Origin of the sequence: Halogeometricum rufum, assembly GCF_900112175.1 — an archaeon.
In the GTDB taxonomy this organism is placed as follows: domain Archaea; phylum Halobacteriota; class Halobacteria; order Halobacteriales; family Haloferacaceae; genus Halogeometricum; species Halogeometricum rufum.
On record NZ_FOYT01000002.1, the window covers coordinates 499748 to 516024 of the forward strand.

A 16277-nucleotide genomic window follows, 5' to 3' on the forward strand; every position below is an offset into this window, starting at 1 on the left:
CCGCGTCCACCCCGGGCGTGACGGCGGAGTTTTCCGTTCCGGCGGCGAACGCGGCGGACATGGATGCGAAACCGGACGCCGCGACGCCGCCCCGAGTGCTGTTCGTCGGGGGACCCGACTGGGCCGAGTCGGCGGCCGACGCGCTGTCGTCCGTCGCGTCGGTCACCCGGGTCGACGGCGTCGCGGACGGGCGCGAGCGACTGTCGTCGGGGCGTCCCGACGCCGTCGTCGTGGCGCGGTCCGAGGGCGGCGTCGCCGCCGTCTCGACGCTCCGCGCCGCCGCGACGGACCTCCCAATCGTCTTCTGTACCGACGCCGGCAGCGAGTCGCTGGCCCGCGACGTCCTCGCCGCCGGGGCGACGGACTACGTGCCGGCCGACACCGCCGAGTTCGCGTCGTACGTCCGGGAGCGCACGGTCGAAGCGGCCGCCGAGGCCGCAGAGCGCGTCGAACTGGAGCGCGAACTCCGACGGTCGGAGGAACTCCACCGCGTCACGCTCAACAACATGACCGACACGGTGCTCATCACCGACGACGAGGGCCGGTTCACGTACGTCTGCCCGAACGTCCACTTCATCTTCGGATACACGGAGGCGGAGATTCGCGAACTCGGGAGTATCGACGCCCTCCTCGGCGACGACCTGTTCGACGACGCCGAACTCGCCGAGTCGGGCGTCCTGACGAACGTCGAGACCACGGCGACCGACAAGGCCGGCGCGGAGCACACGCTCCTCGTCAACGTCCGCGAGGTGTCGATTCAGGGCGGGACGACGCTCTATAGCTGTCGCGACGTGACGAAGCGAAAGCAGCGCGAGGAGTCGCTGACGGGACTGCACCGAACGACGAGCGAACTGCAGTACGCCGAGACGGTTCGGGAGATAGCCCGGCACGTCGTCGAGGACGCAGAGGAGGTCCTCGGCTGTGCGGCGAGCGCGATATTCCGGTTCGACGCCGAGACGAACCGCCTCGAACCGGTCGCGCAGACGCCGGCGATGGACCGGCTGTACGGGCCGCTACCGTCGTTCAGGCCCTCCGAGGAGAACCTCGTGGGTCGGGCGTTCGTGACCGGCGACCCCCTGTTCTTCGACGACGTACACGAGTCGCCGGCGCTGTCGAATCCGGCCACGGACCTCCGGAGCGTCGTCGTCCTCTCGCTGGGCGACCACGGCGTGTTCGTCGCCGGCGTCGACGCCGTCGGCGCGTTCGACGACGTCCACCGCGAAATCGCGGACCTGCTGGCGACGACGACGGAGGCGGCGCTCGACCGGGTGGAGCGGCAGTCGCAACTCCGCGAACAGGACCGTGAACTCCAGCGACGGAACGACCGACTCGTCTCGCTCAACCGCGTCAACGAGATAATCCGCGAGGTGGACCAGTCGGTCATCCGCGCGGAGACGCGGGAGGCGGTCGAACGCGCCGTCTGCGAGCGACTGACCGACGGCGACCGCTACCGGTTCGCGTGGGTCGGGTCGGTCGACCCGGCGTCGGGAACGCTCGTCCCGCGGGCCGAGAGCGGGACCGGACGGGGCTACCTCGACGACGTCGCCCTCGCGGCCGACGCCGACGGCGACCCGGCGTGCGCGACGGCCGCGACGGGCGAGGAGACGCTGGTCTCGAACGTCGCCACCGACCTGCGGCGGACGCCGTGGCGTCGCGCCGCCCTCGAACGCGACTTCCAGTCGGCCGTGGCCGTCCCCATCTCGTACGACGGCGTCTCCTACGGCGTGTTGGCCGTCTACGCCGACCGGCCCGCAGCGTTCGACGGGATGGTCCGGACGGTGATGGCCGAACTCGGCGAGACGGTGGCCTCGGCCATCAGCGCCGTCGAACGGAAGGCGGCGCTCCTGACGACGGCGGTCACCCGCGTCGAGTACGCCGTCTCCGGCGGCGGGTTTCCGCTCTCGCGCGTGGCCGAACGCGCCGACTGCACGCTCTCGGTCGTCACCGGCATCCAGCAGACCGTCGAGGACGACTCGGTGTTCGCCACCGTCGAGGGGGCGACGACGGCCGACCTGCGGGCCGTCGCGGACGCCACCGCCGGCGTCGCCGAGTACCGCGTCGTCGCCGCCGAGGACGACTCGGCCACCGTCTGGTTCCGCTTCGTCCGGCCGTTCGTCGCCTCGCGCCTCGCGAACCACGGCGTCGTCCTCCGGCGCGTCGAGGCGACGCCCGCGGGCACGACGCTCGAAATCGACGTCCCCGACGGCGTCGAACTGCACAGCGTCACGCAACTGCTGTCGGGAACGTTCGACGGCGTCACGCTCCGGTCGAAACGACACCGCGAGCAACCCTCCAGCGGCGAGTTCGCCGCCACCGTCCTGGACCGACTGACCGAGCGACAGTTGGAGGTGGTCCAGACGGCGTACCACGCCGGCTACTTCGAGGACCCGCGGGCGTACTCGGGGGAGGCCGTCGCGGACGTTCTCGACATCTCGCCCGCGGCGTTCTACCGGCACGTCCGGACCGTCCAGCGCAAACTGTTCGCCGCCCTGTTCGAGGAGACGCAGTATTCGGCAAGTATTGCAAACTATGGTTGAATACTGAACCTCCCGCGACGGAGTGGGGTCACAGTTCAACGAACACGTTCAACCTAATATTCCTATTACCCCTGATAGGGCGAAGCGCCCGAGATACCATGTCGTTCTGGAAAGACAGCCCCGCGAAACCGGCCGAACAGTCCACCTACGAATGCTTCGAGTGCGGGAACGTGGTCGAATCCGGGTCGGGTCCGGCGACCTGTCCCGAGTGCGGCGGCGCGCTGAGAAACCGCGGGACACCGATGGAGTGAGATGGCCGCGAACACCGACCGGGCCGCGGAGGAGACGGCGTCGCCGCCGGCCGAGGAGGCGTCCGCCGTCGAAACCGCCCGCACACAACTGAACCGGGCCGCGGAGCGACTGGACGTCGACCCGAACGTCGTCGAACGCCTCCGACACCCGCACGCCGTCCACGAGGTGCGGATGCCGGTCGAACGCGACGACGGCACGTTGGAGGTGTTCGTCGGCTACCGCGCGCAACACGACAGCGTCCGCGGGCCGTACAAGGGCGGCATCCGGTTCCACCCCGGCGTGACGCGCGACGAGTGCGTCGGCCTGTCGATGTGGATGACGTGGAAGTGCGCGGTGATGGACCTGCCGTTCGGCGGCGCGAAGGGCGGCGTCGTCGTGAACCCCAAGGACCTCTCGGAGGGGGAGACCGAGCGGTTGACCCGCCGATTCGCACAGGAACTGCGCGACGTCGTCGGCCCGCACACGGACATCCCCGCGCCGGACATGGGGACGGACGCGCAGACGATGTCGTGGTTCATGGACGCCTACTCGATGCAGGAGGGCGAGACGGTGCCCGGCGTCGTCACCGGTAAGCCGCCGGTCGTCGGCGGCAGTCACGGGCGCGACGGCGCGCCGGGCCGGAGCGTCGCCATCGTCGCGCGCGAAGCGGCCGCCCACCACGGCATCGACCTCTCGGGGGCGACGGTGGCCGTGCAGGGGTTCGGGAGCGTCGGCGCGAACGCCGCGCGTCTCCTCGACGACTGGGGAGCGACCGTCGTCGCCGTCTCAGACGTGAACGGCGCCGTCTACGACCCCGACGGACTGGACACGCACGCCGTGCCGACCCACGAGGAGGAACCCGAAGCAGTGATGACGCACGAGGCGCCCGAGACGCTGTCGAACGAGGCCGTTCTCGAACTCGACGTGGACATCCTCGTGCCCGCCGCCGTCGGCAACGTCCTCACCGCCGACAACGCCGACCGCGTGCGGGCCGACGTGGTCGTCGAGGGGGCGAACGGACCGACGACGGCCGCCGCCGACGAGATGCTCGACGACCGCGGCGTGCCGGTGATTCCGGACATCCTCGCCAACGCGGGCGGCGTCACCGTCTCGTACTTCGAGTGGTTGCAGGACATCAACCGTCGGGCGTGGCCGCTCGAACGCGTCCACGCGGAACTCGAAGAGGAGATGCTCGCGGCGTGGGACGCGGTCCGCGCGGAGTTCGACGACGGCGCGCGGACGTGGCGCGACGCCGCCTACGCCGTCGCGCTTCGGCGCGTCGCGGCCGCACACGACGCGCGCGGCGTCTGGCCCTGACCGCCCGGATCACCCTCGCGGACGCCGGCGGCCCTCCGCGCGAACACGAATCCAGAGTAAAAGCTTGATAACCGGTGAGTAACTACTCTCTCGGCAATGGCACGAATCGAACCGAAGGTGCGTGACCTCGTCTCCTCTGACCCGGAGATGCGGGACGCCGTCGAGACGGTCCTCGCGCGGGCCGACGACGGCGAAGTCAAGTGGGTCGACGTGAAGGGAGACATCACCAGCGGTCACTGGGGGCGTCTCATCGAGAAGGGCGTCCTCGTCGACGGCGACGAGGGGTTCCGACTCGCCGACCCCGAGGCGACGCGGGCGGCCCTCGAGACCGAGTCGACGAGTTCGTCGGGCGCGTCGTCCTCGTCGTCGGTCGACGACGACGACCTCGGCGACTCCTCGTGGTCCACCTACGACAAGATGGCCGCCGTCGTGACGGTGGGTCTGTTCGCCGCGTACGGGTGGAAACCGCTCCGCGACATCATCGGCAACGTGATGAACGTCGTCCTCGGACCGCTGACCGACCTGCTACCGTTCTACGCGGTCATCATGGTCATCGCGCTGGCGACCGGGCTCTACTCCACGCTCCTGCAGGCGAACCTGATGGACATGGACAAGATGTCGATGTACCAAGAGCGGATGAAGGACATTCAGGAGCGACGCAAGGAGGCCCAGAAGAACGACGACGACGAGGCCCTCGACGCCATCCAGCAGGAGCAGATGGAGGCGATGGGCGACCAGATGGGCATGTTCAAAGAGCAGTTCCGCCCGATGGTGTGGATCATGTTCCTCACCATCCCGGCGTTCCTCTGGATGTACTGGGCCATCGGCGTCGGCGGCAACGCCGAGGCGCACGTGACGATGCAGAATATCGTCCTGCCACTCGTCGGCGAAGTTAGCTGGACCGAGGGCGTCCTCGGCCCGATGCAGGCGTGGATCGTCTGGTACTTCCTCTGCTCGATGGGGTTCACCCAGATAATCCGCAAGAGCCTCAACATCGACATCTCGCCGTCGGCGTCGTAGGTTTTCGACGCCGCACTGCCCGACGGCGTCATAGACTCGACGCCGCACTGCCCGACGGCGTCGTAGACTCGACGCCGCGGACCGCCTCGCTCCGCCGCCGCCCTCCGTGCGGTACCGCCCCGCACACTCGTCGGTAAAGACAACCTCTTTTAGCCGTACCGTCCGAGAGTCTCTATGTTGCTGACTGTCTCCGGTCCACCGGGTGCCGGAAAGAGTACGACCGTCGCCACACTCGCCGAGGCGTTCGGCCTCGAACACATCTCCGGCGGCGACATCTTCCGCCAACTCGCCGCCGAACGCGACATGACGGCCGTCGAGTTCAACAGACTCGCCGAGGAGGACGACCAGATAGACCGCGACTTGGACCGTCGCCTCCGCACCATCGCTCTGGAACGCGACGACGTCCTCCTCGAATCGCGCCTCGCCGGGTGGCTGGCGGGCGACGCCGCCGACATCCGCCTGTGGCTCGACGCGCCCCTCGACGTGCGCGCGAAGCGCATCGCCGCGCGGGAGGACAAGTCGCTCGACACCGCCCGCGAGGAGACGCACGCTCGCGAGGAGAGCGAAGCCCTGCGCTACGAGGAGTACTACAACATCGACATCACCGACCTCGGCATCTACGACGTGACGCTCAACACGGCGCGGTGGAGCGAGGAGGACGTGCCGGACATCCTGACCGCCGCCGTCGAGGCGTACGACCCCGACGACGACGAGGGGAAGTTCCCGGTCGAGGGCGTCGAGTACGACTTCTGAACCGTGACCGACCTTCGCGACCCTCCCCACGACCGTTCGCTCGCGGACCTGCTCTCGTTCGGCGTCGTCAACCTCGACAAGCCCCCCGGTCCGTCGGCGCATCAGGTCGCCGCGTGGGTCCGAGACATGGCGGGCGTCGAACAGGCGGCGCACGCCGGCACGCTCGACCCGAAGGTCACCGGCTGTCTCCCGATGCTCCTCGGCGACGCCACCCGGATGGCGCAGGTGTTTCTGGAAGGATCCAAGGAGTACATCTCGGTGCTGGAACTCCACAAGCCCGCGCCGTCGGACTTGGAGAGCGTCGTCGCGGAGTTCGAGGGCGAAGTGTACCAGAAACCGCCCCGAAAGAGCGCCGTCTCCCGCCGCCTCCGGTCGCGCGAGGTGTACGAACTCGACCTGCTGGAGGTTCGGGACCGGCAGGCCCTCCTGCGGATTCGCTGCGAGAGCGGGACGTACGTCCGGAAGCTCTGTCACGACATCGGGCTGGCGGCCGGCACCGGCGCGCACATGGGGCACCTCCGCCGGACGGCGACGGACCCGTTCGACGACACCGACCTCGTGACGCTGTACGACCTCGCGGACGCCCTCGCGTTCGCCGAGGCGGGCGACGAGAGCCTCCTCCGCGAGGTGGTCGCGCCCGCCGAACGCGCCCTCACGCACCTCCCGCACGTCACCATCGCTCACTCCGCGGCCGAACAGGTCGCCGAGGGCGCACCGGTGTACGCGCCCGGTGTGTTCGATGCCGACGACGCCGAACGCGGGTCGCTCGTCGCCTGCGTCACGCCCGACGACGCGGCGGTCTGCCTCGGCCGACTGGTCGGCGACCCCGACGCCGAGTCGGGCGAAGTCGTCTCTCTCGAGCGCGTGCTGGTCTGAACGCACTTTCACCCGCGACCCGACGCCGGTTCGCGTGCCCCCGACGCAGCGACGGGAACACCGGTATCCGACGACTTTTGCCCGTGCCCGCAGAGACCGAGACATGCACGTAGGAAGCGTCGAATCGGAACCCGGCGCGGTCGTCAGCGGCTGGTTCGAGGTGACCGACCTCCCGACGGGCGGGAGCGAACGACTCCCCGTGGTGATAGCCGAGGGCGACGCCGACGGCCCCACCCTCTGGCTCACCGGCGGCGTCCACGGCGACGAGGCCACCGGCGTCGCCGTCGCGCAGGACGCGATGCGGGACGACTTGGCGGACCACCTCTCGGGAACGGTCGTCTGCGTCCCCGTCGTCAACCCGGCGGGTCTCCGGCGGAACGACCGCCGGTCGTACTACGGCGACGACGACCCGAACCGTTACTTCCCGGACCCCGAGTCCACGTCCTCGCGGCCGCCGAGCGTTCAGGAACGCATCGACGAACGCCTGTACGAGGCGTTCGCGGCGTCGGCCGACGCGCTGGTCGACCTCCACACCGCGCAGGTGGGGTCGATGCCGTTCGTCATCCGCGACCGGGTGCTGTACGGCGAGCGTCGCGACGAGTCCGCCGCCGAGGAACTCGCCGACGAACTCGACCGCCTCGCCTCGGCGTTCGGCTTTCCGCTCCTGACCGAGTACCCCGCGGGCGAGTACGTCGAACAGAGCCTCCAGCGTTCGACGGCCGGCGCGGCGTTGAACGCCGCCGGGATTCCGTCCGTCACCGTCGAACTCGGCGGCCACAGCGTCGTCGAGGAGGACGTCCGCGCGGCGGGCGTCGCCGGCGTCTACGGCGTCATGGTCGAACTGGGGATGCTCGACGCCGGCGACGTGCCCGACGGCGTCGGCGAACCGGGTGCCGGCGTCCCCGACGCGCCGGTGGACTACCCGGTTCGCCGCGCGGTTCACCCGCGGGTGTCGACGCCGGGACTCGTCCGCCACCGCGTCGAACCCGGCGACGTAGTCGCGACCGGCGACGCCGTCGCCGACGTGGTGACGCCGCAGGGGGACCGCCGAGCGACGGTCGAGTCGGAACACGACGGCTACGTCGTCGCTCGCCGCGAGGGGTTGGCCGCCTACGAGGGCGACCCGGTACTGAGCATGGCCGTCAGGGACGAGGGCGAACTGGTGGTCCCCCGCGACGCCGACGCGGAAGCGTGACCGTGTCACCGAGTGACCCCGTCGCGTCGAAACGAAGCACTTAACGGTCGGACACTCCTTCTGTCGAATACACCCTGGGACCGTGGGGTAGTGGTATCCTCTGCCGATGGGGTCGGTAGGACCTGAGTTCGACTCTCAGCGGTCCCACTTCACTTCTGACGGCGCTACGCGACGAGCGAAGCGAGTCGCCCGCGCCGTCTGTCGAGCGTACACCGGTGAGAGACGGACGAGCAGAGTTCGACTCTCAGCGGTCCCACTTCCACCTTTTTACTTCGTCGGGTTTCCTCGCGAGCCGTCGGCTCGCTGCGGGAACCGCTCCTCGCAAAAATCTGGACCAAAAAGAGCCGCGAGACTCGCTTCGCTCGCCTCGCGGGACGACCCGCTCGAGAGACGGGCGTCTCTCGCCGGGAGCGTACGCGGGTGGTGCTACTCACTCTCGAGACGGAGCCTCGAAGTTGGACCGGCCCCGTGGACGCCCCCGTATCGACTCCGGCGTTCTGCCTCTGGGCCCGAGACGAGGACGCATCGGTCGTGCGGTAAAAACGGGAGGGGGAATGGGACTGCGAGCCGTCAGGAAGGGGTTGGGGGAGAGGGGAATCCCCCGACGGGTGGGATGCGCCCTACGCCGAACAGAAAAGGTCCGATGTAGGGCGGTTGAATATTCAGGGATACTGTATAAAGTAGGTGGTGAAACGCGGCCGGTGTGGCTACAGGTTCACTAGCGCACGGAGACTCACGCTCGCTGACATAGCCCGGCCCGCGAATCGAGCGTCGAATCCAACACAGACAAACCGGTTCCCGGCGAACGACCGGTAATGGTTGTCGAGATGACGCCGTCTGCGGTCGATACTCTCCTCACCGAATCCGGGTCGGGCGTGCTATCGTTGGCCGACGGGGCGGAGACGTACGCGGTCCCCGAATCGTTCGGCTACGACGGAGACGCCCTCTACTTCCAACTCGTGTACCACGAGACGAGTCGAAAGATGGCGTTCGTTCGGGCGACGGAGGTGGCAACCTTCACCGTGTACACCGACGACCCCGCCGAGAGCGTCCTCGTCCGCGGTCGCCTCGAACGAGTCCCCGACGCCGACCGGGCGGCCGCGTCGGCGGCCATGGCGGACAACGCGGAGATTCCGGCGCTGAACGTCTATCCGGACACCGAGGCGGAGGACCTCTCGATGGCGTTCTACCGGCTGATCCCCGAGACGGTCTCCGGGCGTGAACTCACGCGCTCCGACGGCGAAGCGGACTGAGGTTCGGCGCGGGAGACGCAGGACGAGTATCGGTCAGAGTACGGAGACTGTCCGAAGTCGCGCGGTTACCGCTTCGCGCCGGGGTTCGTCACCGCACCGTTCGCCGCGGAGCCGAAGTCGTCGGCGTACTTCGCCAGCACGCCCGTCGTGTAGTTGGGTTCGGGCGGTTCCCAGTCGTCCTTTCGCGACGCCAGTTCCTCGTCCGAGAGGTCGACCGACAGGTCGCGGTTCGGGATGTCGACGGTCACCTCGTCGCCGTCTTCGAGGAGGGCGATGGGGCCGCCGTCGGCCGCCTCGGGGGCGACGTGCCCGACCATCGGACCGCGCGTGGCGCCGGAGAACCGGCCGTCGGTGAGGAGTGCCACGTCGTCCTCGTGGCCCTGCCCGACGACGGCGGCGGTGACGCCGAGCATCTCGCGCATGCCGGGGCCGCCCGTCGGCCCCTCGTTGCGGATGCAGATGACGTCGCCCGACTCGATGTGGCCCTCCTGCACGTAGCGCATCGCCTCCTCCTCGCTCTCGAAGACGCGCGCGGGGCCCTCGTGGTGGAACGTGTCGTCGCCGGTGACCTTCAGGACGGCGCCGTCGGGCGCGAGGTTGCCGGTGAGAATCTTGATGGCGCCCTCCTCCTGATACGGGTCGTCGACGGTGTAGATGAAGTCGCCCGACACGTCCTCGTCGGCCGGCAGGTCGAGGTGGTCGAGTTCCTCGGCGACGGTGCGGCCGGTGACGGTCATCGCGTCGCCGTGGAACAGGCCCGCGTCGAGGAGGCGGCGGACGACGACAGGGACGCCGCCCTGTTCGTGCAGGTCGTTCATCACCTTCGTGCCGCCGGGTTGGAGGTTCGCTATCTTCGGCGTCCGGCGGGATATCTCGTCGAACTCCTCGATGGAGAGGTCGATGTCGGCCTCGGCGGCGAGTGCCAGGAGGTGCAGGACGGCGTTGGTCGACCCGCCGATGGCCACCTGCAGGGCGATGGCGTTCTCGAACGACTCCTTCGTCAGGATGTCCGAGGGGCGCAGGTCGTTCTCGACGGCTTCGAGGACGGCCTCGCCCGCGCGGCGGGCGACGTCGTAGCGTTCGGCGGACTCCGCGGGGGCCGACGCGGACCCGAGCGGGGCCATCCCGAGCGCTTCGGAGATGGAGGCCATCGTGTTGGCGGTGAACATCCCGCCGCAGGAACCGGCACCGGGGCAGGCGTGACGCTCCATGTCGTCGAGTTCCTCGGCGCTCATCTCGCCCTCGGCGTAGGTGCCGACGCCCTCGAAGACGTTCTGGACGGTGATGTCGCGCCCCTCGTGTTCGCCGGGCATGATGGACCCGCCGTAGAGGAACACCGAGGGGAGGTCCGTCCGGATGGACGCCATCATCATCCCGGGGAGGTTCTTGTCGCACCCCGCGACGGTGACGAGGGCGTCCATCCGTTCGCCGAACGCGACGAGTTCGACGGAGTCGGCGATTATCTCCCGGGAGATGAGCGACGCCTTCATCCCCTCGGTGCCCATCGAGATGGCGTCCGAGATGGTGATGGTGCCGAACTCGATGGGCATCCCGCCCGCCTCGTCGACGCCCTCGATGGCGGCGTCGGCCACGTCGTCGAGGTGGACGTTACACGGCGTGATGTCGGCCGCGGGGTTGGCGACGCCGACCATCGGCGACCCGAGGTCCTCGTCGTCGAACCCCATCGCCCGGAACATCGCGCGGTGGGGGGCGCGGTCTGCGCCCTCTGTCACCTCCGAACTCGGGAGGCTGGCATCTTTTCCGCTGGAGAACGGTTCGTCGTCCTCCTCCTCGCGGGGTTTCTGACTGCTCATACAGGCCCCTATCCGTCTGTACCCTTAAAGTGCCGCGCCCGGACAGTATTTACATCCAATCGTCGGCGCGACGACGGGCCCGACGGCGTCGGGGCCCGGCCGCGGAGCGACCGGCCGGGAGTGTCAAGCAGGAGATAACTACATGCCGGTCGCGTCCCTAGGAACTGTCGGACCGGCACTCGAAGCGGCGAGATGCCGGACAAGACCCGACATATGCCATCGACAGTTCCACAGTTGTCTGCGGCGGTCGTACAGTCCGACAGCTTCGCGCAGGCGACGCAACCGGAGGTCCTCGAAGCGATACGTAACGACCCGCTGCTCGCGTCGTCGCTGTGGGTCAACATCGCGCTCGCCGGCCTGTCGATACTGCTGTTCGTCTACATGGGACGAGACGTCGCGGAACCGCGCGCCAGGCTCATCTGGGTCGCGACCCTCCTCGTCCCGCTCGTGTCGATATCCAGCTACGTCGGATTGGTGTCGGGGCTGACGGTCGGCGTCCTGGAGATGCCCCCGGGCCACGCGCTGGCGGGTCAGGAGGTCCTCTCCCCGTGGGGGCGGTATCTGACGTGGACGTTCTCGACGCCGATGATTCTGCTCGCCCTCGGTCTCCTCGCGGGGACGGACACGACGAAGCTGTTCACCGCGATTACGATGGACGTCGGGATGTGCGTGACCGGGCTGGCGGCGGCGCTCGTCACGTCGTCGCACCTGCTCCGCTGGGTGTTCTTCCTCGTCAGCTGTGCGTTCTTCGTCGCGGTGCTGTACGTTCTCCTCGTGGAGTGGCCCGCGGACGCGACGGCCGCGGGGACCGACGAGATATTCGAGACGCTGAAGCTGCTGACGGTCACGCTGTGGCTCGGCTACCCGATCCTGTGGGCGCTCGGAAGCGAGGGGTTCGCCGTGCTGAGCGTGGGACTCACCTCGTGGGGCTACTCGGGCCTCGACATCCTCGCGAAGTACGTCTTCGCGTACCTGCTCCTCCGCTGGGTCGCCCAGAATCAGCGCGTCGTCGGGTCGGCCCCGTCCATTCGGGACGACGCGGCGACTGCGACCGACGACTGAGGCGGCGTCGTCGTCTCAGTTCTCTCTGCCCGCCAAGCCGGCGAGGTGGGGAAGTTCCGCGAGCAGTATCTCCTCGACGCCCAGTCGGACCGCGTTCTCGCTCCCGGGGAGACAGCAGACGGGCGTCGAGTCGACGATGCCGGCCGTCGCGCGGGTGGCGACGACGCGCGTGCCGATTTCGTCGGCGGAGAGCCGGCGGAACAGTTCGCCGAATCCGGGGAGCGTCTTGCCCGCGAGGTCCTCGACGGCTTCGACGGTCACGTCGTCGGGAGTGACGCCCGTCCCGCCCGACGTGACGACGGCGTCCACGTCGTCGCGGTCCACGAGGCGGTTCACCGTGGACTGGACGCCGTCGAAGTCGTCGGCGACGAGTTCGCGGACGGTCACCTCGTGCCCGCCGTCCTCGAACGCGGCGACGATTGCGTCGCCCGCGTCGTCCTCGTCTATCGACCGGGAGGAGGAGACGGTGACGACGCCGACGCCGAGCGTCTCGACGTCGTGACTGTGGTGGTCGTGATGGTCGTGGCCGTCGTGCTGGTCGTGTTCCTCGTGATGGTCGTGACCGTCGTGCTGGTCGTGTTCCCCGTGGTGGTCGTGATGGTCGTGGCCGTCGTGCTGGTCGCGTTCCTCGTGGTTGCCGTGTTCCTCGTGACTGTCGTGGCTATCGTGGTCGTTCACGACCGACCGGTTCGGCCCCGCCGGACAAAGTTCTCGCGCCCTCGGCTACTCGTCGCCGGCGTTCGCGACGCCGTCGACCGTGAGTGCGGTCGCCGCCGCGGACAGGTCGTCGAACCACTGCTCGGCCCACGCGTACGCCTCGTCGGTGTCGTTGACGATGATGCCGCGGACGCCGGTGTCGCTGTAGACGACGACGCCGGCCTCCTCCTCGGTTATCCACACACCGAAGGAGAACGGGACGTCGACGCGCGAAATCGACACCTGTTCGTCTCGCAGTTGCGCGGCCAGGATGTCACGGGTGCTCGGCGAGGCCACCATTCGGTCGAGGACGTCGCCGTCGATGAGCATCTCGATGCGGGCCTCGCCCTCCTTCGCGGCATCGTAGAACGACTGCAGGTGCCCGGAGAGGACGACCGGAGCGATGCCGCGCACGTGCGAGGCGTCTTCGATGCTCTCGAAGAGGCGTTCGACGACGCCGTCCGGCATCGTCGGGGTCGTCACCTGCACCTCCGCACCGTCGAGGAACACCGGGTCGAACGGCGTATCCGGGGGAAGGTGGCCGAGGGCGGCGACGGCGTCGCTCACGGTCCGCATCCGGTCGTGGAACGCCCCGACGGCGTCCAGAGCGCACTCGGCGGCCATCGTCGCCTCGTACTCGCCGCCGGCCTGTCTCACCAGACCCGCGTCGAGGAGTTCGCGAATCGCCCGGTCGACGGTCGAACGCGAACTGCTGACCGTCTCCGTCAACTCCCGCTTTGTTTGAGGTTCCCGAACGATGGCCCGAAGAACGCCTTCCCGGCTGAGAACTACCTCTTCGATGTGCCGTCCGTCTCCCGGCATCGTCTCCACATCGTAGACGACCCGCATGAAGATTGTGAATCACTCTCGCACGGCCTCCGGCCGGCACCGTCGCGGCCGGCGATTCCGAGGACGGGTACGCCGCGAATATCGTCGTTCGTCGAACTAACGGTAAGACGTGTGTGGAGACGGGGGCTTTTGTCGTCTCCCCGTGACGGGGTGTCTATGCAGGCTGTGCAATTCGCGGAACACGGCGGGCGCGAGGTAATCGAGTACGGCGACTTCCCGGACCCTGAGGCCGGACGGGGGGAAGTCGTGGTGGACGTGAAGGCGGCCGCGCTGAACCACCTCGACATCTGGACGCGAAAGGGGATGCCCGGCATCGACCTGGAGATGCCGCACATCCCGGGCAGCGACATGGCCGGCGTCGTCCACGAAGTCGGCGAGGGCGTCACCCGCTTCGAACCCGGTGACCGCGTCGCACTCATCGCGGGCGTCGCCGGAGAGAACACCGAGTTCTCCCGAAAGGGCGACCCGACCCTGTCGTACGACTTCCACATCATCGGCGAACACGTCCGCGGCGTCCACGCCGAGTACGCCGCCGTCCCCGAGGAGAACCTCGTCCCCGTGCCCGAGGGCGTCGACTGGGAAGTCGCCGGGTCGTCGTCCCTCGTGTTCCAGACGGCGTGGCGGATGCTCGTCGACAGGGGCGAACTCCGCCCCGGCGAGTCCGTCCTCGTCCTCGGCGCGTCCGGCGGCGTCGGCCACGCCGCGGTCCAGATAGCCGACCACGCCGGCGCGGAGGTGTTCGCCACCGCCTCGACGGACGAGAAACTGGAGTACGCCCGCGACTGCGGCGCGGACCACACCATCAACTACGAGGACGAGGACTTCGCCGCGGAGATTCGCGACGCCACGGGCCGCCGCGGCGTCGACATGGTCGTCGACCACATCGGCGCGGCGACGTACGAGGACTCCCTGAAGAGTCTCCGGAAGGGCGGCCGCGTCGTCACCTGCGGGGCGACGACGGGCCCGAACCCCGACGCCGGCCTGAACCGCATCTTCTGGAACCAACTGTCGGTCATCGGGTCGACGATGGCGACGCCCGGACAGGCCGACGAGGCCCTTGACCTCGTCTGGGACGGCACCTTCGAACCGCGCGTTCGCGAGGTGCTGCCGATGAGCGAGGCGGCCCGCGCCCACGAGATGATAGAGAACCGTGAGGGCTTTGGCAAGGTGGTGGTAATTCCCGATAGTGAGCTCTGAGGACGACGACACGGGCGGATACGTCCACCGACCCGACGGCACCGCCGGGAGCGACGCCGGTTACGAGGAACCCGAACCCGCGGGGTTCGGCACGCGCGGGTGGGGACTCGTCGCCGTACTGGTGCTGTGTACGCTCGTCGTCCCGGGAATCATCTACCTCGACCCGTCGGTGTTCGCGTCGCTCGGCATCCCCTACACCGTCGCGCTCCTCGTCCTCCCCCTCCTCCCGGCCGGCATTCTCGGCCTCACCGCCGTCTGGTCGATGACGGGCGCGACGAACGGCGGCGACGAGGACGACTGACCGCCGCGGCGGCGAGCGCTTTGTTTGTTCGACCATAAGTACGTTAGCGACAAGACTTATCTTCTTCCGTGGGAGACAATCACATGCACAGATGTTCGAGCAGTTCTCGAGCGGTTACTACCTGGGTCGCCTGTACGTCGAACCGTACGACGGCGACGTTCCCGCGATACAGCGAACCGACCACACGCACGTCAACGAACGACTGTACGCCGAGGCGGAACTCGTCCGCCTCGACGTGCCCCTCGTGATGAAACTCGACGCCGGGCACTTCCCCGTCGTCGGCGACGAGAGCGTCCCGTCGGGCACACTCGCCCTCCCGCAGGAGTTCGCGGACGCGAACCTCCCCGACGACAGGGACGTCCTCCTCGCGAAACCGGAGCGAGCGACGGAACTCCTCCGCTACGCGGGGTACGACTTCGACGACGACGCCGTGATGGCCTGAGTCCTCGGTCGGCGCGGTTCGACCGCCGCAGCGGTCGCTTTAATACCGCCTCTCGCGAGCGTTCGCCGTGTACGCCCACTACTGCTGGGAACCGGTCGACGGCGTCGGGTTCGAGGACTGCGCCGTCTCGTTCTCCCCCGGCATTCAGGCGGACGGACTGGTGGTCGCCGTCGGCGGAGACGACGACGCGACGAGAGTGAGATACCGCCTCCGGACGGACTCGGAGTTCCGAACCGAGACGGTCCGAGTCGACCGCTTCGACGCCGGCGAGGGCGACGACGCCGCGGCGTCCGATTCGCTCTCGCTCGTCGCCGAGGGCGGGTCGTGGACCGTCGACGGCGAACCGGCTCCCGCCCTCGACGACTGTCTCGACGTAGACGTGGCGGTGACGCCGCTGACGAACACGCTCCCGATTCGGCGTCTCGGACTGGCTCCGGGGGAGTCGGCGGCGATAGCCGTCGCGTACCTCGACCCGCGAACGCTGGACGTGTCGCGCGCGGAGCAACGGTACACGCGGCTTCCGTCTGCAGGCGAGAGCGACGGCGACGGGGACCGCTACCGGTACGAGAGTCTCACGTCCGGGTTCACCGCGACGGTGGCCGTCGACGCCGCGGGCGTCGTCCGCGACTACCCCGGCGCGTTCCGCTGCGTCCGGAGTCCGTCCGAGACCTGACGGTCGACGGCGAGCGCGACCGTTCGACCGAAGGCGCACGTTCAAGTGCACCCAGTCCGCG

Annotated in this window: 16 protein-coding genes and 1 tRNA gene; 14 read left to right on the forward strand and 3 right to left on the reverse strand. The window is 68.8% G+C overall.

Features of this window, described 5'->3' with window-relative positions; genetic code table 11:
* Nucleotides 1-59: 59 nt before the first annotated feature.
* The 9 genes from BM310_RS12150 (at nt 60) to BM310_RS12185 (ending at nt 9182) form a co-directional block, all read left to right on the forward strand.
* Nucleotides 60-2537: a GAF domain-containing protein gene (locus tag BM310_RS12150; RefSeq protein WP_245778487.1), complete on the forward strand. Its 2478-nt coding sequence runs from the start codon at nt 60-62 to the stop codon at nt 2535-2537.
* Between the two features lie 98 nt (nt 2538-2635).
* Nucleotides 2636-2788 carry a rubrerythrin-like domain-containing protein gene (locus BM310_RS21015; RefSeq protein WP_143105160.1) on the forward strand — a complete coding sequence of 51 codons (153 nt, stop codon included), beginning with the start codon at nt 2636-2638 and terminating at the stop codon, nt 2786-2788.
* Nucleotide 2789: 1 nt separating this feature from the next.
* Entirely contained in the window at nt 2790-4085 is a 1296-nt protein-coding gene (gene gdhB, locus BM310_RS12155) for a glutamate dehydrogenase GdhB (protein ID WP_089808059.1), read from the forward strand.
* Between the two features lie 96 nt (nt 4086-4181).
* Nucleotides 4182-5105, forward strand: a complete 924-nt coding sequence (locus BM310_RS12160; RefSeq protein WP_089808061.1) for a DUF106 domain-containing protein — start codon at nt 4182-4184, stop codon at nt 5103-5105.
* A 174-nt stretch (nt 5106-5279) separates the two neighbouring features.
* Nucleotides 5280-5858 carry a (d)CMP kinase gene (cmk, locus tag BM310_RS12165; RefSeq protein WP_089808063.1) on the forward strand — a complete coding sequence of 193 codons (579 nt, stop codon included), beginning with the start codon at nt 5280-5282 and terminating at the stop codon, nt 5856-5858.
* A gap of 3 nt (nt 5859-5861) precedes the next feature.
* On the forward strand, nt 5862-6734 hold the full coding sequence (locus tag BM310_RS12170; protein WP_089808065.1) for an RNA-guided pseudouridylation complex pseudouridine synthase subunit Cbf5: 873 nt from the start codon (nt 5862-5864) through the stop codon (nt 6732-6734).
* 103 nt (nt 6735-6837) lie between these two features.
* Nucleotides 6838-7929 (forward strand): succinylglutamate desuccinylase/aspartoacylase family protein, encoded by a 1092-nt coding sequence (locus BM310_RS12175; protein ID WP_089808067.1) that lies wholly within the window; start codon nt 6838-6840, stop codon nt 7927-7929.
* A 76-nt stretch (nt 7930-8005) separates the two neighbouring features.
* A tRNA-Pro gene (locus BM310_RS12180) sits at nt 8006-8076 on the forward strand.
* A gap of 668 nt (nt 8077-8744) precedes the next feature.
* Complete coding sequence (locus BM310_RS12185; protein ID WP_089808069.1) at nt 8745-9182, forward strand: pyridoxamine 5'-phosphate oxidase family protein; 438 nt, start codon at nt 8745-8747, stop codon at nt 9180-9182.
* A 65-nt stretch (nt 9183-9247) separates the two neighbouring features.
* Here the strand turns inward: BM310_RS12185 and ilvD are convergent, their stop codons facing one another.
* Complete coding sequence (gene ilvD / locus BM310_RS12190) at nt 9248-10996, reverse strand: dihydroxy-acid dehydratase (protein WP_089808071.1); 1749 nt, start codon at nt 10994-10996, stop codon at nt 9248-9250.
* A 234-nt stretch (nt 10997-11230) separates the two neighbouring features.
* Between ilvD and BM310_RS12195 the strand changes: the two genes are divergently transcribed.
* Complete coding sequence (locus tag BM310_RS12195; protein WP_245778508.1) at nt 11231-12058, forward strand: bacteriorhodopsin; 828 nt, start codon at nt 11231-11233, stop codon at nt 12056-12058.
* A 15-nt stretch (nt 12059-12073) separates the two neighbouring features.
* Here the strand turns inward: BM310_RS12195 and BM310_RS12200 are convergent, their stop codons facing one another.
* Nucleotides 12074-12736, reverse strand: coding sequence for a MogA/MoaB family molybdenum cofactor biosynthesis protein (locus tag BM310_RS12200; RefSeq protein WP_089808077.1), 663 nt, complete (start codon nt 12734-12736; stop codon nt 12074-12076).
* Between the two features lie 45 nt (nt 12737-12781).
* On the reverse strand, nt 12782-13576 hold the full coding sequence (locus BM310_RS12205) for a helix-turn-helix transcriptional regulator (protein WP_089809212.1): 795 nt from the start codon (nt 13574-13576) through the stop codon (nt 12782-12784).
* 183 nt (nt 13577-13759) lie between these two features.
* Here BM310_RS12205 and BM310_RS12210 point away from each other — a divergent pair, with 183 nt between their 5' ends.
* The 4 genes from BM310_RS12210 (at nt 13760) to BM310_RS12225 (ending at nt 16216) form a co-directional block, all read left to right on the forward strand.
* A complete protein-coding gene (locus BM310_RS12210) occupies nt 13760-14800 on the forward strand; it encodes a zinc-binding dehydrogenase (RefSeq protein WP_089808080.1) in 1041 nt (346 codons plus the stop codon).
* A complete protein-coding gene (locus BM310_RS12215; RefSeq protein WP_089808082.1) occupies nt 14790-15101 on the forward strand; it encodes a hypothetical protein in 312 nt (103 codons plus the stop codon). The genes BM310_RS12210 and BM310_RS12215 overlap by 11 nt, the downstream gene beginning before the upstream one ends.
* 91 nt (nt 15102-15192) lie before the next feature.
* Nucleotides 15193-15543, forward strand: a complete 351-nt coding sequence (locus BM310_RS12220; protein ID WP_089808084.1) for a DUF5802 family protein — start codon at nt 15193-15195, stop codon at nt 15541-15543.
* 67 nt (nt 15544-15610) lie between these two features.
* Entirely contained in the window at nt 15611-16216 is a 606-nt protein-coding gene (locus BM310_RS12225) for a putative glycolipid-binding domain-containing protein (RefSeq protein ID WP_089808086.1), read from the forward strand.
* The last annotated feature ends 61 nt before the right edge of the window (nt 16217-16277 follow it).

Excerpts from the sequence above, each read along its gene's own strand:
- BM310_RS12160 (WP_089808061.1), top strand. The coding sequence starts at position 4,182 with ATGGCACGAATCGAACCGAAGGTGCGTGACCTCGTCTCCTCTGACCCG.
- ilvD (WP_089808071.1), bottom strand. The coding sequence starts at position 10,996 with ATGAGCAGTCAGAAACCCCGCGAGGAGGAGGACGACGAACCGTTCTCC.
- BM310_RS12185 (WP_089808069.1), top strand. The coding sequence starts at position 8,745 with ATGGTTGTCGAGATGACGCCGTCTGCGGTCGATACTCTCCTCACCGAA.
- gdhB (WP_089808059.1), top strand. The coding sequence starts at position 2,790 with ATGGCCGCGAACACCGACCGGGCCGCGGAGGAGACGGCGTCGCCGCCG.
- BM310_RS12205 (WP_089809212.1), bottom strand. The coding sequence starts at position 13,576 with ATGCCGGGAGACGGACGGCACATCGAAGAGGTAGTTCTCAGCCGGGAA.
- BM310_RS12175 (WP_089808067.1), top strand. The coding sequence starts at position 6,838 with ATGCACGTAGGAAGCGTCGAATCGGAACCCGGCGCGGTCGTCAGCGGC.
- BM310_RS12220 (WP_089808084.1), top strand. The coding sequence starts at position 15,193 with ATGTTCGAGCAGTTCTCGAGCGGTTACTACCTGGGTCGCCTGTACGTC.
- BM310_RS12150 (WP_245778487.1), top strand. The coding sequence starts at position 60 with ATGGATGCGAAACCGGACGCCGCGACGCCGCCCCGAGTGCTGTTCGTC.
- BM310_RS12210 (WP_089808080.1), top strand. The coding sequence starts at position 13,760 with ATGCAGGCTGTGCAATTCGCGGAACACGGCGGGCGCGAGGTAATCGAG.
- BM310_RS21015 (WP_143105160.1), top strand. The coding sequence starts at position 2,636 with ATGTCGTTCTGGAAAGACAGCCCCGCGAAACCGGCCGAACAGTCCACC.
- cmk (WP_089808063.1), top strand. The coding sequence starts at position 5,280 with ATGTTGCTGACTGTCTCCGGTCCACCGGGTGCCGGAAAGAGTACGACC.